This window comes from Diaphorobacter aerolatus, assembly GCF_014489535.1.
In the GTDB taxonomy this organism is placed as follows: Bacteria; Pseudomonadota; Gammaproteobacteria; order Burkholderiales; family Burkholderiaceae_C; genus Diaphorobacter_A; species Diaphorobacter_A aerolatus.
In genome coordinates this window covers 4,409,244-4,433,894 of the sequence record NZ_CP060783.1, presented here as the reverse complement: position 1 = coordinate 4,433,894, position 24,651 = coordinate 4,409,244, and the positions used below count along the sequence as shown (strand labels likewise).

Here is a 24,651-nt window from a genome sequence, read left to right as displayed (position 1 = left end):
ACATGAGCAATGCCGGGTTCCTTAAAATAGCGCTCAAATCCCCGTCGCCCCGGCTACGGGGTTTTCGTCGTTTTCGCCTTGCCACTGCCGACTGACCCCATGGATCTGCCCAAACTCTCTCCCGGAAAACGCTTCGCGATGCCGCGCCCCGCAGGATCGGCCGACGCGCTGCTGCTCGCGCGTCTGGCCGAGCGCGAAAAGGCGCAAAGGCATGTGGTGGCCATCGTCACGGCGGACGCCACCGACGCGCGCCGCCTGATCGACGAGATGGAATTCTTCGCGCCCGAGCTGCGCTGCGCCATGTTCCCCGATTGGGAAACCCTGCCCTACGACACCTTCTCGCCGCACCAGGATCTGATCAGCGAACGCCTCGCAACGCTCTGGCGCATCTCGCAGGGCGACGCCGACGTGGTGCTGGTGCCCGCTACCACGGCGCTCTATCGTGTGGCTCCACCGTCGTTCCTGGCGGGCTACACCTTTCATTTCAAGGCCAAGCAGAAACTCGACGAGGCAAGGCTGCGCGCACAGCTCACACTGGCTGGCTATTCACATGTTTCGCAGGTGGTGAGCCCCGGTGAATACGCCGTGCGCGGCGGGCTGATCGACCTGTTTCCCATGGGCTCGCACGTGCCGTATCGCGTCGACCTTTTCGACGATGAAATCGACTCGATCCGCACCTTCGATCCCGACACACAGCGCAGCCTCTACCCCGTGCCCGAAGTGCGCCTGTTGCCCGGCCGCGAATTTCCGATGGACGACGAGGCGCGTGCCAAGTTCCGCAATCGCTGGCGCGAAATGCTCGAAGGCGACCCGACCAGGAGCCGCATCTACAAAGACATGGGCAACGGCGTGGCGACCGCCGGCATCGAGTACTACCTGCCGCTGTTCTTCGACGACACGGCCACGGTGTTCGACTATCTCGGCGACGATGCCACGGTCGTGCTGCATGGCGATCTCGAATCCGCATTCCAGCGATTCTGGCAGGACACCCGGGAGCGCTTCCGGCTGGTGCAGGGCGATGCGGAACGCCCCGTGCTGCCGCCCGAAACGCTGTTTCTCACCGCAGACCAGTTCTACACGCGTGCCAAGGATCATGCGCAACTGGCGCTGCGCGCGCATATCGAGGACGTCCCCGACAATGCGCACTTCCTGAAGCTCGACGATCTCTCGGTGATCCGCGGTGCCGAGGATCCGCTTGCCAGGCTGCAGGCGCACATCCTGTCCACGCAGCACCGCGTGCTGCTGCTGGCCGAAAGCGATGGACGCCGCGAGAGCCTGCTCGATTTTCTGCGCGCATCCCACCTGAATCCGCCTGCATTCGATTCGCTGGACGAATTCCAGCACGCCCGCGACGAGAAAGTCGGCATCGCCACTTCCACACTCGCCACTGGCTTCGTCTGGATCGATGGCGGCATCGACTTCGTCACCGAGACCGAACTCTTCGCGACGGCGGGCACGGCGCGGCGTCGCCGCAAGCAGGAGCAGGTCAGCGACGTCGATGCGCTCATCAAGGATCTCTCCGAACTCAAGGTCGGCGATCCGGTCGTTCACAGCGCGCACGGCATTGGCCGCTACCTCGGCCTGATCAACATGGACATCGGCCAGAAGAACCCCGATGGCACGGCCGCGCTGCAGGAGTTCCTGCATCTTGAATACGCCGACAAGGCCGCGCTGTACGTGCCCGTCAGCCAGTTGCAGCTCATCAGCCGCTACACCGGAGTGTCCGCCGACGAGGCACCGCTGCACCGTCTGGGCAGCGGCCAGTGGGACAAGGCCAAGCGCAAGGCGGCCGAACAGGTGCGCGACTCCGCCGCCGAACTGCTCAACATCTATGCACGGCGCGCCGCACGACAAGGCCATGCGTTTCGCTTCAACGTGCAGGACTACGAACAGTTCTCCAACGATTTCGGCTTTGAGGAAACGGCCGATCAGAAGGCGGCGATCCACGCCGTCATCCAGGACATGATTAGCCCGCAACCGATGGATCGCCTCGTCTGCGGTGACGTGGGTTTCGGCAAGACCGAGGTGGCGTTGCGCGCAGCGTTCGTCGCCGCGATGGGTGGCAAGCAGGTGGCGCTGCTCGCGCCGACCACGCTGCTCGCCGAACAGCATTTTCAGACGCTCGTGGACCGCTTTTCCAAGTGGCCGATCAAGGTGGCCGAGGTCTCGCGTTTTCGCTCGGGCAAGGAGATCACCGCCGCCGTCAAGGGCATTGCCGAAGGCACGGTGGACATCGTCGTCGGCACGCACAAGCTGCTGTCGGAATCGACCAAGTTCAAGGATCTGGGCCTGCTCATCATCGACGAGGAGCACCGCTTTGGCGTGCGTCACAAGGAGGCGATGAAGGCGCTGCGCGCCGAGGTGGACGTGCTCACGCTCACCGCCACGCCGATTCCGCGCACCATGGGCATGGCGCTGGAAGGTTTGCGTGATCTGTCGGTGATCGCCACCGCGCCGCAGCGGCGTCTGGCGATCAAGACCTTTGTGCGCAACGAGGGCACGGGTGTGATCCGCGAGGCGGTGCTGCGCGAATTGAAACGCGGCGGCCAGTGCTACTTCCTGCACAACGAGGTCGAGACCATCGGGAACCGCAAGCAAAAGCTCGAGGAAATCCTGCCCGAGGCGCGCATCGCCGTCGCCCACGGCCAGATGCCCGAGCGCGAACTGGAAAAGGTCATGCGCGATTTCGTCGCGCAGCGCTACAACATCCTGCTGTGCTCGACCATCATCGAGACCGGCATCGACGTGCCGACCGCCAACACCATCCTGATCAGCCGCGCCGACAAGTTCGGCCTCGCGCAGTTGCACCAGTTGCGTGGCCGCGTGGGGCGCTCGCACCATCAGGCCTATGCGTACCTGATGGTGCCGGACATCGATGGCCTCACCAAGCAGGCCGCTCAGCGGCTTGAAGCCATCCAGCAGATGGAGGAGCTGGGCTCCGGCTTCTATCTGGCGATGCACGATCTCGAGATTCGCGGCGCGGGCGAGGTGCTCGGCGAGAACCAGAGCGGCAACATGATGGAGATCGGCTTTCAGCTCTACAACGAGATGCTGTCCGAAGCCGTGGCGTCGCTCAAGGCAGGCAGGGAACCCGATCTGCTCTCGCCGCTGTCCGCGAGCACCGACATCAATCTGCATTCGCCCGCGCTGCTGCCGGACGACTACTGCGGCGACGTGCACCTGCGTCTGTCGTTCTACAAGAAGCTTGCGACCGCCAAGACGCCGCAGCAGATCGATACGTTGCTCGAAGAAATCGTGGACCGTTTCGGCAAGCTGCCCGCACAGGCGCAGACGCTCATCGACGTGCATCGCCTGCGCGTGATGAGTCAGCCCTACGGCGTGATGAAGGTCGATGCCGCGCCCGGCATCATCAACATCACGTTCAAGCCGCAACCGCCGATCGATCCGATGAACATCATCCAGCTCGTGCAGAAGAACAAGCACATCAAGCTGGCCGGCAACGACAAGCTGCGCATCGAGCGCGCGCTGCCCGACCCCAAGGATCGCGCGCATCTAGTGCGTGACATTCTTCGCAGCCTGGGCAAGCCTACCAACGTCGAAGCGGTTGCCTGAGATCGAGTCTCCACACCATGCCCGCCGTGGACGCCGCCATCAGTCTCGCAGCCCTCGTCGTCGCGCTGTGGCTCAGGCCATGGCGCATGCTGGGGTTCACCACCGCGCGCACACCGCAGGGTCCGCTGCGCAAGATGTCACCGCTCGTCAGCCCGCTGCTGGCCGCGCTGGTGCTGCTGCCCTGGTTCTGGGCGTTGCCGACGCTGGTGCACATGCCGCTGCCGCTGCAACTGTCGGGCGCATGCATGCTGGTGCTGATGCTCGGCTGGCCGCTCGCGATTCCGGCGCTGTGGGTGATCGGGCTCGCCGCCGCCCTGCTCTCGCCCGCCATGAGCTGGAGCGATGCGCTGTCGGCCATCGCATGGCTGGGCGTGATGCCCGCCACGCTGGCCCTGCTGCTCGGCGCGCTGATCCGGCGTGTCACCGGCACGCGAATGTTCGTCTATGTGCTGGGTCGGGCGTTTCTCGGAACGGTGGCCTGCGTCTTCATCTCCGGCGCGCTGTCGCAATGGAGCGGCCACGCGCTGGCCGCGCAGGTGGACGAGGGATTGTCCATGGTCGCGCGCTGGCTCATGGCCTGGAGCGATGGTCTGCTGACCGGCATGCTGACCGTGGTGTTCGTGGCATTCAAGCCCGAGTGGCTTGCGACCTGGTCGGACCGGCTCTATCTGCCCGCCCCGCCCACCGGTGATCACTGAACGATCTGCTGCTGTAAGTTTTTGTTGCAGCGCAGACGCTTACCGTGCAGTGCCTCACCCGTATTTCGGTCGTTGATTCATCACAAAATGTAAGTTGACTGATGAGGGATAGTCCTTTGAACCCAGCAACTCTCGCGCAAGGAAGGACTCATTCATGAAAGCACTGAGCGATCTGTTCTCCACAGACTACGGCCTCATGTCCATCATCGGTATCGGAATCATGATCTGCATGGCAGGTTTCTTCATCGGCCTGTTCCTGCGCAAGCCACCGGAATCCGGGCAGAAATAGGCAGGCCCGCCCAACCCGACGACGGGGACAGCATCTTCCAGGATCTGTCCCCGTTTTCTTTCGCCCAGCGCCCGGAACTCCGCGCGCAATCGCACTACCATTACGGTTTTCCAATTTGCATTGCGCATCGGTTCACAGAAATGCCCCAAGCCACAGAATTTGCTCCCGGTCTCGTTCTGCGCGGCGTCACAGCGCCGCTCAAGCTCTCCGACTACAAGCTGATCGCGTTCGACATGGACTCGACGCTCATCAACATCGAGTGCGTGGACGAGATCGCCGATGCCGTGGGCCGCAAGGCAGAGGTCGCCGCCATCACCGAGGCCGCGATGCAGGGCGTGATCACCGACTACAAGGAAAGCCTGCGCCAGCGTGTGGCCCTGCTCAAGGGCGTGACCACCGAGGATCTCGACCGCATTTTCACCGAGCGGCTGCAATTCAACCCCGGCGCGAAGGAACTGATCGACGCCGCCCGGGCGGCCGGCCTCAAGACCCTGCTGGTCTCGGGTGGCTTCACCTACTTCTCGGACCGCGTGAAGCAGCACCTGGGCATCGACTTCTCGCGCTCCAACGTGCTGGAGATCGAAAACGGTGCACTCACCGGCCGCATGGTCGATCAGGCCTGGGGCGACATCTGCGACGGCGCGGAAAAACGCCGCACGCTGCTGGAAATGGCCTCGCTCATGGGCATCGACGCGGCCCAGACCATCGCCGTCGGCGACGGTGCCAACGACCTGCCGATGATGGGAGAGGCCGGCCTCTCCGTCGCCTATCACGCCAAACCAGCCGTGCGCGCTCAGGCCAAGGTCGCCATCAACCAGGGCGGGCTGGATCGCCTGCTCGAAGTCGTTCGCTGATCGCCACCCGACATTGCTTTCTGGTTATTAAATATCCATTTGATATATGGATATGAATTTAAAAACGACGCATTTGCCTGCGGGACAAATTACACTGACGTTCTGTTTCGAGTTCTGGTCACCCGCCCCATACGGGATGGCTGCCAGCGACGTCGACCACTACGAACATTCATTTAGAGGATCACCTGGACATGTTGAAGAAATCTCTGACCGCGCTGGCTCTGGCCGCCCTTGCTTTCGGCGCACAGGCGGCCGACGTTCTCAAGGTGGCGGCCACCTCGGTGCCGCACGCCGAAATCCTGAACTTCGTGAAGCCGCAGCTCAAGGCCGACGGCGTCGATCTGGAAGTCAAGGAATTCAGCGACTACGTGCAGCCCAACGCCGCCGTGGAAGACAAGCAGCTTGACGCCAACTTTTTCCAGCACAAGCCCTATCTCGACAGCTACAACAAGGATCGCAAGTCCTCGCTGGTCGAAGTGCCCAACGGCAAGGTGCATGTGGAGCCCTTCGGTGCCTACTCCAGCAAGATCAAGAACATCAAGGATCTGAAGAATGGCGCGATCATCGCGATTCCGAACGACCCGTCCAACGGCGGTCGCGCGCTGATTCTGCTGGCCAAGCAAGGCCTGATCGAACTCAAGGATCCCAAGAGCCTGACACCCACGCCGCTCGACGTGGTCAAGAATCCCAAGAAGCTGAAGTTCAAGGAACTTGAGGCGCCCTTGCTGCCGCGCGCGCTGGCCGATGTGGATGTGGCCCTGATCAACACCAACTACGCCATCGAAGCCAAGCTGAACCCGACCAAGGACGCGCTGTTCATCGAAGGTGCCGATTCGCCCTACACCAACATCGTCGCAGCGCGCGCCGACCGTGCCAACGATCCGGTCATCGCCAAGCTGATGAAGGCGTTGCGTTCGGCCGAAGTGAAGAAATTCATTCAGGACAAGTACAAGGGTGCCGTGGTTCCGGCTTTCTGAGCCATCGATGCCTCGAAGGAAAGCGCTGCCATGGCAGCGTTTTTTTCATGGTCACGCGTCCGCAAATCACGCACTCTGCAAGCCCTGATACACCCACCAGGCGAGTACAAACATCATCGCGCCGGTGAGCGTGTCAAGAATGCGCCAGGCCTTGGGATTGGCGAACACACCTTGCAGCTTGCGACCGGCAAACGCCAGAACCACGAACCATGTGAGGCTGGCGCAGGCCGCGCCAATCACGAAGTACCACTTGTACCAGCCGTCCTGCTGCGCCCCGATGGAGCCGATCAGCACCACGGTGTCGAGATATACATGCGGATTGGCCAGCGTGATCACGGCGAGCGCGCTCAACACGGTGAGCAGGCTGCGCTCGGCCTTGGTGCCCGAAGCATCCAGCTTCTGGTCCGCCGCGAAAAATGCGCGGTGCCAGGCAAACAGCCCGTAGGCCAGCAGAAACAGCGCTCCGCCGAGCGTCAGGTAATGCGCCAGCGTGGGGGAACTGCCAGAATCCGGGCCATGCCGGCGACACCGACCGCCACCAGCAGCGCATCGATCAGCACGCACCAGGCCACGCAGGCACGCACGTGTTCGCCCTGCACCGCCTGTCGCAGAACATAGAGATTCTGCGCGCCAATGGAGACGATGAGGGAAAGGCAGACTGTGAAGCCTGCGAGCCACGAAGAGGATGCTGCGGTGGAGAACATGGGCTCGATTCTCGGTCTCCGCGAAATTTAAGTAAACTTAAACTATCTTAAGCATATTAAGGAACGCTAAATGCTCGACTACGCGGGACTGGAAGCCCTTGCCGCCGTTGTTCGCGAGGGCAGCTTCGAGCGCGCGGCGCGCAGGCTGCACGTCACCTCATCGGCCGTCTCGCAACGCGTGAAGCAGCTCGAAGAACGCGTGGGCCAGGTACTGATCCTGCGTGGCTCGCCGTGCACCGGCACCGATGCGGGCAAGCGCCTGTGCCTGCATGCGGAGCAGGTGGCGCTGCTGGAAAACGAACTGCGGCGCAGCAATCCCGATCTGCTGAGCGACACGCCGATTCCCACGCTCAAACTCGCGGTGAACGCCGATTCGCTCTCCACCTGGTTTATGGACGCGATGGCCGAGTTCACCTCAGGCAGCAATGAATTGCTGGACCTGCGCATCGACGATCAGGATCACACGGCCCAGCGCCTCAAGGAAGGTGAAGTGATTGGCGCGGTCACGGCCACCGGCACCACCATCACGGGCTGCAATACCTGGCCGCTGGGCACCATGCGCTATATCGCCGCAGCGAGCCCGCATTTTGTCGAGCAGTATTTCGCCGACGGCGTGACCCCGGCCACGCTGGCCCTTGCCCCGATCATGACCTACGACCGCAACGACAGGCTGCAGGATCGCTGGATGAACCAGTACCACCTGGTCGCGCCCCGCTCCGCTCCGCCAAGGCATTTCATCCCGTCGAACTACGGCTACGTGCGCGCATGCGAGGTCGGCATGGGTTGGGGCATGCATCCCACGGTCTTGATCGAGCAGCAACTCGCGCTCGGCAGTCTCGTCGAACTGCTGCCGCGCAAGCCACTCGACGTGCCGATGTACTGGGCGCATCCGCGTTCGGCGCAGGCATCGCTCGAGCGTTTGACCCGATGTGTGATGGCTGCGGCCAAGCGCTGGCTGGAGGCGGTGTGAGGACTGCTTACCCGATCGACCCGGCGCATTCACTGAGAAACGCCGCGATCAGCCGCGCCTCACGTCTTTCATTGAGGCAATAAAGGTACTCGTCGATGCGCGGGACATCGCCTTCAAACGGAAGCACGCGCAGGTCCGGATGCGCCGACGCCTCGTGCTGGGCGAACACGCTCACGCCCATGTTGCGGATGACGGCTTCGCGTATTGCCTCGCGGCTGGCAATCTCGAACGTGCGTTGTACGACCGTGCCCGTGGCGGCCATCATCTCCTCGGTTTTTTCGCGCGTCATGGAGCCCGGCTCGCGCACGATGAGCTGGCAATCGGCAAGCTGAGTCACGCGCACCGAATTCTGCGCGGCGAGTGCATGCGTGCGATGCACGACCAGGGCGAGCGGATCGCAGCCGAGATGCACGCACAAGAGCCGCGCATCGGCCTCCTTGTGCGATGACGTGGCAAGATCGACACGGAACTCGCGCAGCGCTTCGCTGGTCTGGCGCGAGTTGCCCGCGCCGATGACCACGTCCACGCGTGGATACCGCTTCTGAAAGCGCTTGACCACATCGAGGATGTAGTACGGCGCGGTCGTGCCAAGCCGCAATTGCCCCTGATTCACATCGCCCGCATGACGCAGCGCGAACTCGACATTGCTCTCCTGCTGCAACAGCGACTCCACCATTGGCAGCAGCCGCACACCGTCATCGCTTACCACGAGTCTGCCGCCCTGTCTGCGAAAAAGCTCGATTCCATACAGTTCTTCGAGCGCGCGGATTTGCGTGGTAACCGTCGGCTGACTCAGCCCCAGGTGTTTGGCCGCAAGCGTGATGCTGCCTAGCCTCGCGACCATGAAAAAAGATTTCAGTTGTATGACAAACATGTGAAGGGACGTGAATTGTGATGCGGCGCGCGCGGCTCATTTCACCATACCGATCCCTCGCAAATCCACCAATACCCGGTTCGGAAAATTTCGGTTGCATGACACAGGCATTTCATATGCCGTGCCTACATTCGAGCGCATGCCTGCTCCCGTGATCCATGAACAACGCATCGATTACGGACACGACGTTTCAACCAACCACTGAAATCCTTTCTGCCATGCGCAACTCCAAAGTCTCCTGGTTCCGCCGTGCTGCCATTGCAGCCACGGCTGTGGCCACCGCCGTCACGCTGCTCGGCTTCGTCAACACGGCACACGCCGCCAAGACCGAACTGCTGGTGTATTCGGCTCTGGAAGCTGATCAGATCAAAGCCTACAAGTCGGGGTTTGAAAAGGCGCATCCCGACATCGAACTCAAGTTCGTGCGCGACAGCACGGGCATCATCACCGCTCGCCTGCTGGCCGAAAAGGCCAACCCGCAGGCCGACGTGATCTGGGGCGTCGCGGCAACTTCGTTGATGCTGCTGGACAAGCAGGGCATGCTGCAGCCCTACGCGCCGAAGAACCTCGCCAAGGTGCGCTCGACGATGCGTGATCCGAGCGCCACGCCGACCTGGGTGGGCATGGATCTGTGGTCTTCTGCCGTGTGCTTCAACACCGCCGAGGGCCAGAAGCGCAAGGTCAACGCTCCGACCAGCTGGGCCGATCTGACCAAGCCCGAATACAAGGGAATGATCACCATGCCGCACCCCGCATCGAGCGGCACGGGCTATCTGATGGTCGCCGCATGGCTGCAGATGATGGGCGAGGACAAGGGCTGGGCCTACATGGACGCGCTGCACCAGAACATGGGCGTGTACACCCATAGCGGCTCCAAGCCCTGCCGCCAGGCTGGAGCGGGTGAATTCCCCGTGGGCCTGAGTTTCGAATACCGCGCCAACAAGACCAAGAAGGAAGGCGCGCCGATCGACATCGTGTTTCCCAAGGAAGGTCTGGGCTGGGACGTGGAAGCGACCGCGATCATGAAGACCAGCAAGAAGCAGGACGCCGCCAGGCTGCTTGCCGACTGGTCCGCAACACCGGACGCCAACAAGCTCTACGCCGCCAACTTCGCCATCCTGGCGCTGCCCGAGGCACAGGAAAAAATGGAATTCGTGCCCGCGAATCTCGAGTCGATGCTGGCCAAGAACGACTTCAACTGGTCTGCCGCAAATCGCGAACGCATCCTCGCCGAATGGAGCCGCCGCTACGAGGCCAAGGCCGAGAAGAAATAAGCCGGACAGGAAAAGCCCATGCTGCACATAGAACGCATCTTCAAGCAATACAACAACACCCCGTGCTGCGTGGCATCGACCTGGAAGTGGATACCGGCGAATTCGTCAGCCTGCTCGGCCCCTCGGGCTGCGGCAAGACGACGCTGTTGCGCATCCTGTGCGGCATCGAAAAGTCCGACAACGGCCGCATCCTCTTTCAAGGCGACGACATCACCGCCTGGCCTGCCGCGCGGCGCGGATTCGGCGTGGTGTTTCAAAGCTATGCGCTGTTTCCCAATCTGACTGCGGCGCAGAACGTGGCGTTCGGCCTCAAGGGGCAGGCAGCAACGGCCATCCGCGAGCGTGTGCAGGAGATGCTCGCGCTGGTGGGCCTGTCGGGCCAGGCGCAGCGTTACCCGTCGCAACTCTCGGGCGGTCAGCAGCAACGCGTTGCGCTGGCGCGCGCACTTGCGCCCCAGCCGCGCCTGTTGCTGCTCGACGAGCCTTTGTCCGCACTGGACGCGCAGGTGCGCACCGAGCTGCGCAGCGAGATCCGCACGTTGCAGCGCAAGCTCGGCATCACCTGCATCATGGTGACGCACGATCAGGAAGAAGCGCTGACCATGGCTGACCGCATCGTGTTGATGCATCAGGGCCGCATCGAACAGCAAGGCTCGCCCGAGCAACTCTATGCGCAGCCAATCAGCCACTTCGCTGCGGGCTTTGTGGGTCGCATGAACCTGCTGCCGGCGGTGGTGATCGACGACCGGCACATGCAGATCGGCAACACGCGCGTGGTCTGCGTCAATCCAGCCTACAGCCCGGCGAGCAGGTGCTCGTAGGCGTGCGACCGGAGAGCGTGGTGCTGCACCCGGCACACCCCACGGCGCTGACCAATCTGTTTCGCGCCCGCGTGATGGAAACATCCTTCCTCGGCCCGTTGGTGCTGGTGCGCCTGTACAGTCCCTCGCTCGACTGCCAGATCGAAGCGCAATGGCCGCTGAGTCACAACTCACGACTGCCAGACTGGCTCAAGGGCGAGGTGCTCGTCGAACTGCCCGCCCCCGCGCTGCAACCGCTGGCCGCGCCGGACGCACTGCGGAGGGCCGCATGAACACGATGTCGTCGGCCACCCTGCCCTTGCCGGGCCACGGTTCCACAGCAGCAGGCAACCCGGGCTCTGCGACACTCCCCGACCGAAGCAAACGCCGAAGCCAGCCCGCAGGCCCTGCGCAGCCCGAGCGGCCATCGTCGCTGAACTGGGAGCGCATCTGGCTCGGCGTGCTGGTGGTTGCGGTGCTTGCCGCGCTGCTGCTCATCATTGCATTGCCGGTGGGCGCGCTGCTCGGCCGCAGCTTCTGGACCACGGACGGCCAGTTCAGCGGTCTTGCGCAATACATCCAGTACGCGGGCACGCCCGGCGTGGGCCAGTCGCTTCTCAACAGCATCTGGCTGTCGGCCGCAAGCGCCACGCTGTGCATCGCCCTCGCATACGTCTACGCCTACGGCGTCATGCGCACCTGCATGCCGCTCGCGCGGCTGTTTCGTGCCATCGCGCTGGTGCCCTTGCTCGCGCCATCGCTGCTCATGGCAATCAGCCTGATCTATCTGTTCGGCACGCAGGGCATTCTGAAGAACCTGCTGATGGGCGAGTCCGCTTACGGCCCGTTCGGCATCATTGTCGGTTCCGTGCTCTGGACCTTTCCACACGCGCTGATGATTCTGTGCACCACGCTCGCGTCGGGCGATGCGCGGCTGTACGAAGCCGCCGCCACGCTCGGTGCGGATCGCTGGCGCAGCTTCCGTCAGGTCACCCTGCCCGCGAGCCGCTATGGTCTGATGATCTCGTGGATCGTGGTGTTCGTGCTCGTGATCACCGACTTTGGCGTGCCCAAGGTGATCGGCGGCAACACGCAGATGCTGGCAACCGATATCTACAAGCAAGTGATCGGCCAGCAGAATCTCTCGATGGGTGCGGTGGTCGCCATGTTGCTGCTGGTGCCCGCAGCCATCGCGTTTGCGGCGGAGCGGCACCTGCGCTCGCGACAGGCCGCCACGATGGCGGTGCGTGCCGTGCCGCTGCAGCCACAGCCCCATGCACCGCTTGATCGCGCGCTGTTCGTCTATTGCTGCGTCGTCGCCGGAGCCTTGCTGACCGTGCTGGGCACGGCGATCTTCGCGTCGTTCGTGACCTACTGGCCCTACAACCTGACGCTGAGCCTGAAGAACTACCAGTTCGACATGATGGACGGTGGCGGCTGGGCAAGCTACGGCAACTCGCTCACGATGGCCGTGGCCACGGCCATCATCGGCTCGCTGCTGAGCTTTGTCTCCGCCTACCTCGTGGCCAAGCCCACCGGCTACGTGCGCGCGCGCCAGTGGCTGCATGCGATTGCGACGATACCGATGGCCGTACCGGGCCTCGCGCTCGGTCTCGGCTACATCCTGTTCTTCAACGCGTCCGAGAACCCCTGAATTTTCTCTACGGATCATTGGGCATTCTGGTGCTGTGCAGCGTGGCGCATTTCTTTTCGGTGGCACACATCACGCAACTCGCGGCGTTGCAGCAGCTGGACGGCGAATACGAACGCGTCGCGGATTCGATGGGCGTGCCGTTCTGGACCGTGCTGTGGCGCGTGCATCTGCCGGTATGCCTGCCCGCCATCATGCAGGTCGCGGGCTATTTTTTCGTGAATGCCATGACCACGGTTTCAGCCGTCGTCTTTCTCTACTCGCCGCAAACCACGCTCGCATCGGTTGCCGTGCTGGCGATGGACGATGCCGGAGACATCGCACCGGCAGCGGCCATGGCCACGATGATTTTCGTGACCGCAGCCACGGGTCGTCTGCTGATCGGCGCACTCGACGCCTGGTTGCAGAAACGTACCCAGCACTGGCGTCATCGCTGAATGACGGCACTGCTTTTTTCTACACACTGACTTTTGGGATTCGATGAACATGAAGCACTACGATGTGATCGTGGTCGGAGCCGGCATCGTGGGCCTGGCCCATGCCTACACAGCGGCCCTGCGCGGCCTGAAGGTACTCGTGATCGAACGCGATGCCGCATGCATTGGTGCGTCGATCCGCAATTTCGGTTTCGTCACCGTGACCGGACAGCAAGCAGGCGCGCACTGGTCGCGCGCCATGCGCACGCGCGACATCTGGGCGAACATCGCGCCGCAAGCCGGTATCGACGTGGTGCATCGCGGTCTCTGGATGACCGCGCGCCGACCCGCCGCGCACCAGGTTCTGCAAGCCTTCATGGAAACCGACATGAGCGCCGGTTGCGAACTGCTTGCACCCGAGGTCGCCGCCGAGCGCCACCCGGTGCTGAACACGCAAGGCCTGCAATCGGTGCTCTACAGCCCCACGAACTGCGCATCGAATCACGCACCGCCATTCCGCGTCTGGCCGCATGGCTTCAGGAAAGCAAGGGCGTGGACTTCCGGTTCGGTGAAGCCGTCACGGCGATTGAAACACCGCGCGTGCGCACCACCTGCGGCGAATACTTCGCCGAACGTGTGGCCGTGTGCACCAATGCATCTCCGGGCGGCCTGTTTGCACCGGTCTGGGAAGAGCATGGCGTTCGCCAATGCCAGTTGCAGATGTTGCGCGTGCGCCCGCAGCCGGGCTTTGAACTTCAGGGCTCGGTGATGGGCGATCTGAGCCTGATCCGATATGAGGGCTACGCGGCGCTCTCGGCTTCCCAGGCCCTGAAGGTGCAACTGCAACAGGAAGAGGCCGCATCGCTCGAACACGGGATTCACCTGATCGTTGTGCAAAGTGCCGATGGAACGCTGGTGGTCGGCGACTCGCACCACTACGGCGCGGCCATGCAGCCTTTTGCGAGCGACGAGGTCGATGCCCTCATACTGCGCCACCTGCGCGAGACCCTGCATCTGACGCAGGCCCAGGTAGTGGAGCGCTGGGTGGGTCAGTACCCCTCATCCTCTGCGGTTCCATGCATCGTGCATGCGCCAAGCGACTCGGTTCGTGCGGTCACGGTGACGGGCGGATCTGGCGCGAGCACCGCGCTCGGGCTGGCGGAGGAAGTCTTCGCGGACTGGTGAGTCGCCACCGGCAAGACGGGAATCGGGACGGAGCCCCAACTCATAGGCCCCGCCCGTTCTCTCTTATTCGGGCTCCTCGTCTCTTGCCAATCTGGCGAGTGCCCCTTTCGTGAGTCGCCTCACCTCCCTCTACGAACTCTGTTGTCCGCCCGATGATGGCGGTTGGCGCCCTGCGAGCGGCAGCCCATCGGCAAGCATGGGAAAAGCCTCTGCCGCGCGGCGGCCACAGGGCGTGTTGCCGGTCTTCTTTCCGGATATGGCGTTGGAGACCGCATTGCCGGGCAACACAACCGGCCGGGCGTTGCGGTAGATATAGGGCTGAGCGCGCAGCTTCTGTTCAAGGGCTTCGCATAGCGCGTCTGCTATGCCCTCCGCCACTCCGCCATCGCAACAGCGCGCCGGAAAGGATTCGTTGGCCATGAAGTCAACGGCCAGTCCATCGTCGTTGCGCAGCACCTCGACCGCCGCGTAACGAATCGCGGACAGCGAGTTCGCCAGCACGCAAAGGCCATCGACGTGACAGGCCACCACGCAGGCTGCGCGGCTGTCGTGCAAGGCCAGGGCCAGGTGCGCGCCGCCGCCGCTACGCTCGCGCAGCAGGTGCGCGCCGTTGAATGCATGGATGCATGTGGCGGCAAGCCAATCCAGCATCCGGTCCAGCAGCCCGACCACTTTCTCGTAGTCAAGCACGTCGTCCCAGCAGGGCTCGAACCCCGGAACCACGAGCACGCCGCTTTGCTCATCGACGCCGCCATTGATGGCATATAGCAAGGCCTTGGGCAGATTCACATGTCCGGCGTCGAGCAGCACCTGCCGGCCCACGCGCAATGCAGGAGTGTCGCGGCCAACGACATAGTCGTGATCGCCATGGAGCGCGGCTCGCAATTCGGCATCGCGGTGGAATTGAACGGCGCCTGTGTCCCGCGCGACATCGGTGCAGAAGTCCCGGAACGCCTGTGGCAGTTCCAATGACCAGAGTACGGCCAACGGCGGCGCCGGCCTCGCGGTGCATTGGCGCAGGGCTTCCAATATGCGAAAGCTGGTGCGCGTGACCTGAGCCTGTCCCGCAACGGACAGGCCTGCGATGCACTCGACCGGATCACGGAAATCGACTGCCTCGACTGCCTCGACGGCTTCGCGGAGGCGAGCGACAAGCACCTGCATGCCGTGCAGCCTGCCAACCAGTTCCGCGACCAGTTGCTGCGCCCGCTGCTCGGTCAGAGACTGTTCGATCAAATCGCGTTGAATGTAGACGTCGAGAAATGCGCAAAGGCGTCCAATGGGAAAGGCTGCCTGTCCAGCCTCGCTTGCGACCCATATGGCGGTCAGGCACATGAAGAGGACGGCCTCATGTGCGCTCGCTGCGGGGCGCGCGATCTCGATGCCTTGAGCGGTTGCGGTTTCACGCAGTGCTTCCATGGCGCGAATCTGGGCGGAAAGGTCGCGCCGTTGATGCAACAACTCCCGCGTGAGTGGGCCATCGTTCAACGCCGTGAGCCGGATTCGACGCTCACAGCAAAGAAAATCCAGCCCATACAACGCAACACGTCGAACATCCGCCGCAATCGCACAGCGACTCAGCGGCTCAGGCATGCCATGAAGCAGCCCTGCTTCGAGGGCGGCGTCGAGATGCGCAATGTGCTGCCTATCCTGCCTCGGGTGGTGCGCGTTTGAAGCGACGCTTTCGCTCTCGTGGTGGGAAAACCCGCCGGGGGGAACTGCTGCATTCGCGGGCCAGGGTATCGAAGTGTCGATCTCGGCGTTCTTGGCCGCTACGAGAAAATCGCCAGCACCGGAATAGGGTTGCAGGTTCAATTCCAGAAAATTTCCGACGTCCACCGAGGTCTGCCATAGCCCCTCCATAAATCCACGCCATGGGTCGGTGCTGTGCATATTGTGTGTGCTGTGCGTGATGGATTCCATCGCCCTGTCATCCTGCTGTTTTCGCGGCCGTGAATATCTAAATCAAAGTTTGAAAAGGTTAGCCAGCACGGGGTAAATCTCACCAGAAGTAAATCAATGTGCCCCCAAGATTCGCCACGTTTGACATATAAAAAACAGGTGCCGTGAAACTGCGAGCAATTCAAACTTCTTGCGCGCGGGTTTTGCTGCCATGAGCGAAACGAGCGACGACGCCCGATGAACCCGGGTTCGTTGACCGCTCACAAGGCATGGAATTGAGCATCCTGAGAAGCTCTGCGAACAGGGCTTTCGAGAAGCAATCCGCAAAACAATCAGAGAAATCTTTATCCCATGCTCCAGAATTCGCAGGTCGGTCCTGCCGACGCAACTCACACTCCCGCACATCCGTCAACACCATTGAACGCCGAAGATCTCCGGCGTCTCGTTGAGAGCTTCTACGACGATGTCTACAAGCATCCGCTGCTGGGCCCGGTCTTTCAAATGGAATTGGGGCAACGCCGGGAGACTCATCTGAGTCGCATGGTGGATTTCTGGAGTACGGTGATGCTTGGCAACCGCAGCTTCCGCGGCAACCTGGTGCAACGGCACATGCAATTGAAGAACGTGAGTCCCGCGCATTTCGACGCGTGGATTCAGCTCTGGGCGCTGCATACAACGGATCGCTTCGATCACGCCACGACCAGCAAACTCAGGCGTGTTGCCTACGATATTGGACGGCAGTTATTCGCGAGTTACTTCGACACGCGTTCTTCGCCGCATTCCCGAAAGCCGGTACAACGGGTCGATAACGATGGCTGAGGATTCTGTTTCCTAAGACCTGCGCAAGGGTGCGAGCAGGCCGTGCAGACCGTTGTGGTCGATCTCGTGCATCAGTTGCAGCAACTGTCCGATATGCCCCTTGGGAAAGCCCTCGCGCGCGAACCAGTGCAGATAGTTCGCGGGCAGGTCGGCAATCATCGTGCCCTGATGCTTTCCAAACGGCATCGGGGTGTTCAACAGTTGTTCGAGATCTTCGGGTTTCATGGCGTTTGCAGGATTCTCGGAAGTCGGCTCCATCGGCCTCAATCAAGCAACGGACTGCGCACCTTCGATGCGCCGCTCGCGAGGTCATATGCGTGGCCGAGTTGCAGCACGCCAAAGTCATCCTGAGCGCGCCCGATGATTTGCAGCCCTGCCGGACGACCCCGCGCGTCCAGCCCCGCAGGAACCGACAGCGCGGGCAGCCCGGCCATGGTTGCGCCGATCACGGTCTGCATCCAGCGGTGGTAGGTGTCCATGGCCTGCCCGCCCACGGCATGCGGCCAGTCGAGCGAGGCATCGAACGGGAAGACCTGCGCGCTCGGCAGGATCAGCGCCTCGTATTGATCGTGCAGTTCGCGCAGGCACTGATACCACGCAGAGCGCACGCGTGCCGCTTCAAAGACCCGCATGGCGCTGAGTTGCAGGCCGCGCTCGATCTCCCAGACCGCTTCGGGTTTGAGCAGGCCGCGCTTGCCCGCGTCCTCATGGAGCGCGCGGTTCGTTCCCGCAAACTGAAAGCTGCGCAGATCGAGCCACGCGCGCCAGAGTTCCTCAAGGTCGAATGCGGGAACCACACGCTCGACCGCGCAACCGATGGACTCGAAATGCACCAGCGCCTGTTCGCACACGTCCAGCAGCCCAGGCTCCATCGGCAGATGCCCGTTGAGATCGGCCAGCCATGCGATGCGCTTTCCCGCGAAGTCGCGATCAAGCGACGCCTTGAAATCGACCGCATTCCCACTGCGCGTGAGTGGCAGGCGCGCATCGAATCCCGCGATCACCGATAAAAGCAGGGCGAGATCGGGCACATTGCGCGCCATCGGCCCGGTCACACTGAACTGCTGGAAAAAAATCTCGTCGGTCGGGCCATGCGGGACGCAACCCACCGAGGTACGCATGCCGTACACGTGATTGAACGCGGCGGGTGTGCGCAGCGAACCCATCATGTCCGAGCCGTCCGCGACCGGCAGCATGCGCAGTGCGACGCACACGCCCGCGCCGCCACTGCTGCCTCCCGCCGAGAGCGAAGGATCGAAGGCGTTGCGCGTGGTTCCGTAGACCTCGTTGTAGGTATGCCCGCCAAGTCCGAACTCCGGCGAATTGGTGCGCCCGATGAAGACCGCGCCCGACGCCCGCATGCGCTCGAAGGCCACGGCGTCGGTCTGCGATATCTGGTTCCTGAAGATCGGCGAGCCCTTGGTCGTGACCATGCCTTTGACGGGCATGATGTCCTTGGGCGCCTGCGGAAACCCGTGAAGCGCACCCCAGCTGTCGCCGCGCCGGAGTTGCGCATCGAGCTGCCCGGCATGTGCGCGAACGTCCTCGCGCGGCATTGGCGCGACGATGGCATTGACTTCGGGGTTGAAGCGGTCGATCTGCGCGAGATAGGCGTCCATCACCTCAACGCACGACAACTCGCGCGCATGGATGGCCTGCGACAGCGCCGTGGCCGTGAGTTCCACGATGTTCGTGGATTCCGCTTGCGGATTGCTCATGAATGCGCCCTATGGGTGAATCGCCGGAGCCGGCATGATCAAACGAGGCGGCGGCGCGGATGCAGCGGGTAGGCGGGATCGGTGAACCCCGGCGTCGAGGGATGGCCCGGCGAGACGAGTTCGTCGACGAGACCGTCGTCCTCGGGTGTGACGATGTAGTCAAGTGCCGGGAAGTAGTCCTGCCACTGCGCCAGCGTACGCGGCCCGGCGATCACCGAACTCACGGCGCGATGCGCGAGCACCCAGGCGGTCGCGAACTGCGCGAGCGAAATCCCGTTCGGCTCCACGTGCTCCTTGAGCCGCTGCGCGATCCTGAGCGATTCTTCGCGGAACTCGGTCTCGGACATGCGGCGGTCACCACGTGCGGCACGTGTGCCCTCCTGCGGTGCCTGGCCCGGAAGATACTTGCCGGTGAGCACGCCACGCGCGACCGGGCTGTACGAGGTCACGCCCATTCCGAAATGCTCGCAGGCCGGGAGAATCTCGACCTCGGGCATGCGGTTGAGCAGGTTGTAGTACGGCTGGCAGACCACCGGGCCGGGCATTCCGATCTGGCGTGCGCCATGCACCATTTCACCGATGCGCCAGGCGCGAAAATTCGACAGGCCCCAGTAGCGAATCTTGCCGTCACGCATCAGCGCATCGAGCGCATACAGCGGCTCTTCCAGATTCATCTCGTTGAAATCGCGATGCAGGTACAGGACGTCGATGTGATCGGTCTTCAGGCGTTGTAGGCTGGCCTCGACCTCGCGCAGCATCCACTTGCGCGAATACTGAGCTTCGTTCGGACGATCCGACATGCGGTTGCCGAGCTTGGTGGCAAGCACCCAGTCACTGCGCTGCCCTTGCAGGATCTGACCGACCATGGACTCGGACGCGCCCTTGGTGTACACGTCCGCCGTGTCCAGGTAGTTCACGCCCTGTTCGCGCGCTTGAGCGACGATGGACGAGGCTTCGGCGAGTTCGGTCTGATCGCCGAACATCATCGTGCCCAGGCACAGCGCGGACACCTTGAGCTGGCTCTTGCCCAGATTGCGGTATTGCATTTTTTTCTGTCTCCTTCAAATTTCTTCTTGCTGCCCTACCGCGCGAGGCTCAGTAGTGCGGCGGGCGCTCGTTCAACAGCGCCTGCGCCCCTGTGGCAGCACCGGCCTCGGGCAACTGCTTACGCAGATCGGCCAGCGCACCCCGCAGGTCGTCAATCATCTGCTGCTGCCGGTAGATCGTGAGATTGAGCTGATCGAGCAAGTCCTCGGTGTAGCTGGCCTTGATTTCCAGATCACTCAATCGCTGCTCGGTTCGGTTTTCAGTATCGGACATAGGGGTTATCTGCCTTTTGTGTGGACCGAAGTTGCCGACCGTATCACGGGGATGTGACTGCGGCATGCAACGGCGACCCTCACGGCAATCCATTGCTCAGGCGGCGAGCGCTTTCTTCAGGCGCGCGATCCCCTCGCGGATCCTGTCCACGTCAGCCGTCGCGAACGACAGGCGCAGCGTGGACGCATCGGGATTCTGGCTGAAGAACGGCGTGCCCGGCACGAAGGCAACGCCTTCGGCAATCGCGCGTTTGGCCAGCTCGCTCGCGTTGCGCTCCTGACCACGCGCGCCCGTGAGCCGCACCCACATGAAGAGCCCGCCTTGGGTTGCACAAACTCCACCGCGTCGCCAAGCTCGGACCTGAGCGCATCGCCCATGGCCTTCGCGCGTTCGGCATACACGGCGCGCACCCGCGCGAGCGTCTGCGGCATCACGCCGGACTGTAAATACTGAGCGGCAGTTGCCTGCGCATAGGTGCTGGTGTGCGCATCGCTGAACTGTTTGCACATCGTCGCGCGCGCCAGCAATTCGGGGTCGGCGATCAGCCAGCCAATGCGCAGGCCCGGGCACAGCACCTTGCTGAGCGAGCCGCAATGCGCCAGCCATTCGCGGCTACCGGGAACCGTCGGCGACAACGACAGCAGGCTGGGCGGTGGCGCTTCGTCAAAATACAGATCGCCGTAGGGATCATCCTCAACCACCAGCACCTGGTGCTTGACCGCCAGTTCCAACACTCGCTTGCGGCGCTCGAGCGTGAGCGTCGCGCCGCTGGGATTGCCAAACGTGGGAATCAGATACACGAGCCTGGGTTGATGCTCGATGATCAGTTGCTCGAGCGCATCGGGCTGCACGCCTTCGGCATCGATCGGCGCGCTGATGACCTCGGCGCCGTAGAGGCGAAAGCACTGGATCGTCGCGAGAAACGTGGGGCCTTCGACGATCACCTTGTCGCCGGGATTGATCAGCGTCTTGCCGAGCAGGTCCAGCGCCTGCTGACTGCCGGTGGTGACGATCATCTGCTCGGGCGCCACGTCCTTCGCACCCTTGCTCGCCATGAATGCCGAGAGCTGTTCGCGCAGCGGCTGATAGCCCTCGGTCGCGCCGTATTGCAGCGCCGGGCCAGCCTGGGTTGCGAGCACCTCGTCCACGGCGGACTTGATGCCCGCGACGTCGAACAGAGCGCTGTCAGGGAACCCGCCCGCAAAACTGATGATGCCGGGCTTGCCCAGCAACTTGAACAACTCGCGAATCGCCGAGGTTTCGACGTTATTCAACCGGTCTGCAAATTTCATCCCTGTCATCCTTCGAAAATTTCCCTGATTGTCTTGCATTGCGCCGTGCCGCGAATGCGCCCGTCTTGTCATTGTGCATCGTGCGAACGATTGGGGCGCGCGCTCCCGCCTGCGACAAGGCTGCGACAATGCGCCACCATGATGAAACAGAGCGACATCGAGCCCTTCTTCGCCACGCTGAAGGCGGCCAACCCTCAACCCAATACCGAACTCGAATACACCTCGGTCTTCGAGCTGCTCACCGCCGTGCTGCTGTCCGCGCAGGCCACGGACGTGGGCGTGAACAAGGCCACGCGCAAGCTTTTTCCGGTGGCCAATACACCGCAGGCGATTCTTGATCTGGGCGTTTCCGGGCTTGAGGGCTACATCAGGACCATCGGCCTGTACCGCAGCAAGGCAAAGCATCTGATGCAGACATGTCAGATGCTGGTGGAGCGCCACGGCGGCCAGGTTCCACAGACGCGGGAGGAATTGCAGGCGCTTCCGGGCGTGGGCCGCAAAACCGCCAACGTGGTGCTCAATGTCGCCTTTGGTCAACCCACCATGGCGGTCGACACCCATATCTTTCGCGTGAGCAATCGCACCGGTCTCGCTCCCGGCAAGGATCCACTCGCCGTCGAAATGCAGCTCATGAAGCGCGTGCCCGACGAATACGCCGTCGATTCACACCATTGGCTGATCCTGTTGGGCCGCTATGTCTGCCAGGCGCGCAAGCCGCGCTGCTGGGAATGCGTGGTCGCCTCGTATTGCGAGTTCACGCCCAAGACCGCTGCGCCCTGAAGTCGCTGGATGTCCGGCTGGTGCGAAAGTCGCCAATCGAGGCATTGGCTGACATGAGCGATGCGGGTCCGAGGAGAACAATCAACAAAAATAAGCACTCGATCCGCGTTTGCTCAGAAAGCCTGTCGTCATGGGAACAACCAATACTCCAACTCCCACCGAAGCCCAAAGCTCGCCCGATTTCCAGCCTGGCGTGTACACGGCGCATGAAAAGCGCAATCGCGTCTTTGCCATCATGGCCGCCTCGTCAGGCAATCTGGTCGAGTGGTTCGACTTCTATGTCTATGCGTTCTCCGCACTTTATTTTGCGGGCGCGTTCTTTCCCAAATCAGACCCCACGGTCCAACTGTTGAATACGGCAGGCGTTTTTGCGGCCGGATTTTTGATGCGCCCGATCGGTGGCTGGCTTTTTGGGCGGATTGCGGACAAGTACGGACGCAAGCTGTCGCTGCTGATTTCCGTCGCGATGATGTGTACCGGCTCGCTCGTCATCGCATGCCTGCCAACCTATGCGCAGATCGGCGCATGGGCACCGTTCTTGCTGTTGATGTGCCGACTGTTCCAGGGCCTGTCGGTCGGCGGCGAATACGGCACGACCGCCACCTACATGAGCGAGGTGGCGCTCAAAGGGCAGCGCGGTTTCTACTCGTCGTTCCAGTACGTCACGTTGATTGGCGGGCAGTTGCTGGCAGTGCTCGTGATCGTGATTCTCGAATCCATTCTGACGGACGAGCAGTTGCGCTCGTGGGGATGGCGCATTCCCTTCGTCTGTGGAGCAGTTGCTGCCGTCGTGGCTTTGCTGCTGCGTCGCACGTTGCATGAAACACAGACGGACGCAGCCAAAAATAGCAAGGATGCGGGAACGGTCAGCGGACTGTTCCGTCATCACGCGGCTGCGTTCATCACGGTACTTGGTTTCACAGCGGGCGGATCGCTGATCTTCTACACCTTCACCACCTATATGCAGAAATATCTGGTGAACACCGTGCACCTGCCCATCAAGACCGCAAGCTACGTGATGACCGTGGCACTGTTTCTCTACATGTGCATGCAGCCGCTTTTTGGCATGCTCTCCGACCGCATCGGGCGACGCAACAACATGCTGCTGTTTGGCGCAGCGGGCGCCGTCCTGACGGTGCCAATCCTCACCGCGCTGCGACACACGAGCAGTCCATACGTCGCGTTGGCGTTGATTGTGCTGGCTCTCGCCATCGTCAGCTTCTACACGTCGATCAGCGGCATTGTGAAGGCGGAAATGTTCCCACCCGAGGTGCGCGCTCTTGGTGTGGGCCTCGCGTATGCGGTGGCGAACGCGATTTTCGGTGGGTCGGCCGAGTATGTTGCGCTCGGCCTCAAATCCTTGGGCCATGAGTCCGCATTCTTCTGGTATGTGACCGTGATGATGGTGATCGCCTTCCTGTTCAGCCTGCGACTGCCCAAACAGGCGGCCTACCTCCATCACGATCATTGACGTCCATGCGCGCAGCGCACCAAAGCTCAGCTCAGGTGGCTGCCATCGACACCCGCCGATTCGAAGCTCGCCATCTCGCGCAGGAACGCGCAGGCCGATTCGAGCAGCGGCCATGCCAGCGCAGCGCCTGAGCCTTCGCCGAGACGCAAACCCAGATCGAGCAACGCATCGCCGTTGAGCAAACGCAACATGTGCGTATGACCGGGCTCACCGGAGCGGTGCGCGAACACGCAGCGCTCGAGCACTGCCGGTTGCAGCATGCTTGCGACCAGCACGGCAGCGCTGGTGATGAAGCCATCGACCACAACGACGCGCCGCTCGGCAGCGGCCTGTAGCACGGCGCCCGTGAGCGTTGCCACTTCAAAACCGCCCAGCGCCGCGAGCGCGTGAAGTGGCCGCCTCGCGTCGGAGTTGGCGCGCAGTGCGGTCTCCAGAACCTGGAGCTTGCGCGCGACGCCGGCGGCATCAAGCCCCGTGCCCGCTCCCGTGCAGTCCGCGAGCGGGATACCACCCAGTCGCGCCAACAGCAATGAGGCCACGGACGTATTGCCGATGCCCATCTCGCCAAGCAACAACGCATTGCCCGGCATGTCGCGCACCAACTGTTTGCCGTTCTCGATGGCTTGCTCGCACTGCGCCATCGTCATTGCCGGCCCCACGCTCGCGTCCTGCGTTCCTGCGGCCACGCGGCACGACACCAGACGCGGCGCGCCCGCCTGGTGCGCACGCGGCGGAATCTCACGGGCCACGCCGCAATCGGCCACGGTCAACGCCAGCCCGTGCTGACGCGCCAGCACGCTCACGGCGGCCCCTCCTGCCAGAAAATTCTCGACCATCTGCCAGGTCACATCACTCGGATAGGCCGATACGCCCTTTGCCGCAAGTCCATGATCGCCCGCGCAGACCAGCATCTGCGGCTGGCTCAGCACGGGTTCTTCGCTACCGAGGATGCTGCCGATGCGGTGCGCCAGCGTTTCGAGCCGACCCAGTGCGCCCAGAGGCTTGGTCTTGCCATCAATGCGCTTGCGCAAACGCTCGCTCAGCGCCTGGTCGCCCATCGGCTCGATTTCAGGAATCAACATGG

Annotated in this window: 17 protein-coding genes and 5 pseudogenes; 13 read left to right on the top strand and 9 right to left on the bottom strand. The window is 62.6% G+C overall.

Annotated elements, in window-relative coordinates; all coding sequences use genetic code 11:
* Positions 1-99: 99 nt before the first annotated feature.
* From mfd to H9K75_RS20665, 5 genes are all read left to right on the top strand, one after another.
* Complete coding sequence (mfd, locus tag H9K75_RS20685) at positions 100-3,573, top strand: transcription-repair coupling factor (protein ID WP_187723939.1); 3,474 nt, start codon at positions 100-102, stop codon at positions 3,571-3,573.
* A 17-nt stretch (positions 3,574-3,590) separates the two neighbouring features.
* Positions 3,591-4,271 (top strand): hypothetical protein, encoded by a 681-nt coding sequence (locus H9K75_RS20680; protein WP_187723938.1) that lies wholly within the window; start codon positions 3,591-3,593, stop codon positions 4,269-4,271.
* A gap of 154 nt (positions 4,272-4,425) precedes the next feature.
* A complete protein-coding gene (locus tag H9K75_RS20675; protein ID WP_187723937.1) occupies positions 4,426-4,560 on the top strand; it encodes a DUF3149 domain-containing protein in 135 nt (44 codons plus the stop codon).
* Between the two features lie 140 nt (positions 4,561-4,700).
* The gene (gene serB, locus H9K75_RS20670; RefSeq protein ID WP_187723936.1) at positions 4,701-5,414 is read left to right on the top strand and encodes a phosphoserine phosphatase SerB; all 714 of its coding nucleotides are present in this window, start codon (positions 4,701-4,703) and stop codon (positions 5,412-5,414) included.
* A gap of 191 nt (positions 5,415-5,605) precedes the next feature.
* Positions 5,606-6,391, top strand: a complete 786-nt coding sequence (locus H9K75_RS20665; protein ID WP_187723935.1) for a MetQ/NlpA family ABC transporter substrate-binding protein — start codon at positions 5,606-5,608, stop codon at positions 6,389-6,391.
* 66 nt (positions 6,392-6,457) lie between these two features.
* Here the strand turns inward: H9K75_RS20665 and H9K75_RS20660 are convergent.
* A pseudogene (locus H9K75_RS20660) lies at positions 6,458-7,095 on the bottom strand (LysE/ArgO family amino acid transporter).
* A 70-nt stretch (positions 7,096-7,165) separates the two neighbouring features.
* Here H9K75_RS20660 and H9K75_RS20655 point away from each other — a divergent pair.
* A complete protein-coding gene (locus H9K75_RS20655; RefSeq protein WP_187723934.1) occupies positions 7,166-8,065 on the top strand; it encodes an HTH-type transcriptional regulator ArgP in 900 nt (299 codons plus the stop codon).
* 7 nt (positions 8,066-8,072) lie between these two features.
* On the opposite strand, the gene H9K75_RS20650 is transcribed toward H9K75_RS20655, so the two are convergent.
* Positions 8,073-8,939, bottom strand: a complete 867-nt coding sequence (locus H9K75_RS20650) for a LysR substrate-binding domain-containing protein (protein WP_187723933.1) — start codon at positions 8,937-8,939, stop codon at positions 8,073-8,075.
* A 218-nt stretch (positions 8,940-9,157) separates the two neighbouring features.
* On the opposite strand from H9K75_RS20650, the gene H9K75_RS20645 reads away from it, so the two are divergent.
* From H9K75_RS20645 to H9K75_RS20630, 4 genes and pseudogenes are all read left to right on the top strand, one after another.
* Complete coding sequence (locus H9K75_RS20645) at positions 9,158-10,213, top strand: putative 2-aminoethylphosphonate ABC transporter substrate-binding protein (protein ID WP_187723932.1); 1,056 nt, start codon at positions 9,158-9,160, stop codon at positions 10,211-10,213.
* Between the two features lie 18 nt (positions 10,214-10,231).
* Positions 10,232-11,306: pseudogene (locus H9K75_RS20640) on the top strand (ABC transporter ATP-binding protein).
* A pseudogene (locus H9K75_RS20635) lies at positions 11,303-13,101 on the top strand (putative 2-aminoethylphosphonate ABC transporter permease subunit). Before H9K75_RS20640 ends, H9K75_RS20635 begins: the two co-directional pseudogenes overlap by 4 nt.
* Positions 13,102-13,150: 49 nt before the next feature.
* Positions 13,151-14,265, top strand: a pseudogene (locus tag H9K75_RS20630) (TIGR03364 family FAD-dependent oxidoreductase).
* Between the two features lie 129 nt (positions 14,266-14,394).
* Here the strand turns inward: H9K75_RS20630 and H9K75_RS20625 are convergent.
* The gene (locus H9K75_RS20625; RefSeq protein ID WP_264294048.1) at positions 14,395-15,858 is read right to left on the bottom strand and encodes a pyruvate formate lyase family protein; all 1,464 of its coding nucleotides are present in this window, start codon (positions 15,856-15,858) and stop codon (positions 14,395-14,397) included.
* A gap of 726 nt (positions 15,859-16,584) precedes the next feature.
* On the opposite strand from H9K75_RS20625, the gene H9K75_RS20620 reads away from it, so the two are divergent.
* On the top strand, positions 16,585-16,986 hold the full coding sequence (locus H9K75_RS20620; protein WP_187723930.1) for a group III truncated hemoglobin: 402 nt from the start codon (positions 16,585-16,587) through the stop codon (positions 16,984-16,986).
* A gap of 12 nt (positions 16,987-16,998) precedes the next feature.
* On the opposite strand, the gene H9K75_RS20615 is transcribed toward H9K75_RS20620, so the two are convergent.
* From H9K75_RS20615 to H9K75_RS20595, 5 genes and pseudogenes are all read right to left on the bottom strand, one after another.
* The gene (locus H9K75_RS20615) at positions 16,999-17,211 is read right to left on the bottom strand and encodes a DUF3820 family protein (RefSeq protein ID WP_187723929.1); all 213 of its coding nucleotides are present in this window, start codon (positions 17,209-17,211) and stop codon (positions 16,999-17,001) included.
* A 38-nt stretch (positions 17,212-17,249) separates the two neighbouring features.
* Positions 17,250-18,704 carry an amidase gene (locus tag H9K75_RS20610; RefSeq protein WP_187723928.1) on the bottom strand — a complete coding sequence of 485 codons (1,455 nt, stop codon included), beginning with the start codon at positions 18,702-18,704 and terminating at the stop codon, positions 17,250-17,252.
* Positions 18,705-18,742: 38 nt separating this feature from the next.
* A complete protein-coding gene (locus H9K75_RS20605; protein WP_187723927.1) occupies positions 18,743-19,750 on the bottom strand; it encodes an aldo/keto reductase in 1,008 nt (335 codons plus the stop codon).
* Between the two features lie 49 nt (positions 19,751-19,799).
* Entirely contained in the window at positions 19,800-20,024 is a 225-nt protein-coding gene (locus H9K75_RS20600; protein WP_187723926.1) for a SlyX family protein, read from the bottom strand.
* Between the two features lie 96 nt (positions 20,025-20,120).
* A pseudogene (locus tag H9K75_RS20595) lies at positions 20,121-21,316 on the bottom strand (aminotransferase-like domain-containing protein).
* A 141-nt stretch (positions 21,317-21,457) separates the two neighbouring features.
* On the opposite strand from H9K75_RS20595, the gene nth reads away from it, so the two are divergent.
* Positions 21,458-22,096, top strand: coding sequence for an endonuclease III (nth, locus tag H9K75_RS20590; RefSeq protein WP_187726132.1), 639 nt, complete (start codon positions 21,458-21,460; stop codon positions 22,094-22,096).
* Between the two features lie 235 nt (positions 22,097-22,331).
* Complete coding sequence (locus H9K75_RS20585) at positions 22,332-23,567, top strand: MFS family transporter (protein WP_264294047.1); 1,236 nt, start codon at positions 22,332-22,334, stop codon at positions 23,565-23,567.
* Positions 23,568-23,593: 26 nt separating this feature from the next.
* Here H9K75_RS20585 and cobT read toward each other — a convergent pair whose 3' ends face one another.
* Positions 23,594-24,625: a nicotinate-nucleotide--dimethylbenzimidazole phosphoribosyltransferase gene (gene cobT / locus H9K75_RS20580; protein ID WP_404826448.1), complete on the bottom strand. Its 1,032-nt coding sequence runs from the start codon at positions 24,623-24,625 to the stop codon at positions 23,594-23,596.
* Between the last annotated feature and the right edge of the window lie 26 nt (positions 24,626-24,651).

Excerpts from the sequence above, each read along its gene's own strand:
- serB (WP_187723936.1), top strand. The coding sequence starts at position 4,701 with ATGCCCCAAGCCACAGAATTTGCTCCCGGTCTCGTTCTGCGCGGCGTC.
- H9K75_RS20680 (WP_187723938.1), top strand. The coding sequence starts at position 3,591 with ATGCCCGCCGTGGACGCCGCCATCAGTCTCGCAGCCCTCGTCGTCGCG.
- H9K75_RS20605 (WP_187723927.1), bottom strand. The coding sequence starts at position 19,750 with ATGCAATACCGCAATCTGGGCAAGAGCCAGCTCAAGGTGTCCGCGCTG.
- H9K75_RS20650 (WP_187723933.1), bottom strand. The coding sequence starts at position 8,939 with ATGTTTGTCATACAACTGAAATCTTTTTTCATGGTCGCGAGGCTAGGC.
- H9K75_RS20600 (WP_187723926.1), bottom strand. The coding sequence starts at position 20,024 with ATGTCCGATACTGAAAACCGAACCGAGCAGCGATTGAGTGATCTGGAA.
- H9K75_RS20645 (WP_187723932.1), top strand. The coding sequence starts at position 9,158 with ATGCGCAACTCCAAAGTCTCCTGGTTCCGCCGTGCTGCCATTGCAGCC.
- H9K75_RS20665 (WP_187723935.1), top strand. The coding sequence starts at position 5,606 with ATGTTGAAGAAATCTCTGACCGCGCTGGCTCTGGCCGCCCTTGCTTTC.
- H9K75_RS20675 (WP_187723937.1), top strand. The coding sequence starts at position 4,426 with ATGAAAGCACTGAGCGATCTGTTCTCCACAGACTACGGCCTCATGTCC.
- H9K75_RS20615 (WP_187723929.1), bottom strand. The coding sequence starts at position 17,211 with ATGAAACCCGAAGATCTCGAACAACTGTTGAACACCCCGATGCCGTTT.
- nth (WP_187726132.1), top strand. The coding sequence starts at position 21,458 with ATGAAACAGAGCGACATCGAGCCCTTCTTCGCCACGCTGAAGGCGGCC.
- cobT (WP_404826448.1), bottom strand. The coding sequence starts at position 24,625 with ATGGGCGACCAGGCGCTGAGCGAGCGTTTGCGCAAGCGCATTGATGGC.
- H9K75_RS20610 (WP_187723928.1), bottom strand. The coding sequence starts at position 18,704 with ATGAGCAATCCGCAAGCGGAATCCACGAACATCGTGGAACTCACGGCC.
- mfd (WP_187723939.1), top strand. The coding sequence starts at position 100 with ATGGATCTGCCCAAACTCTCTCCCGGAAAACGCTTCGCGATGCCGCGC.
- H9K75_RS20655 (WP_187723934.1), top strand. The coding sequence starts at position 7,166 with ATGCTCGACTACGCGGGACTGGAAGCCCTTGCCGCCGTTGTTCGCGAG.
- H9K75_RS20625 (WP_264294048.1), bottom strand. The coding sequence starts at position 15,858 with ATGCCTGAGCCGCTGAGTCGCTGTGCGATTGCGGCGGATGTTCGACGT.
- H9K75_RS20585 (WP_264294047.1), top strand. The coding sequence starts at position 22,332 with ATGGCCGCCTCGTCAGGCAATCTGGTCGAGTGGTTCGACTTCTATGTC.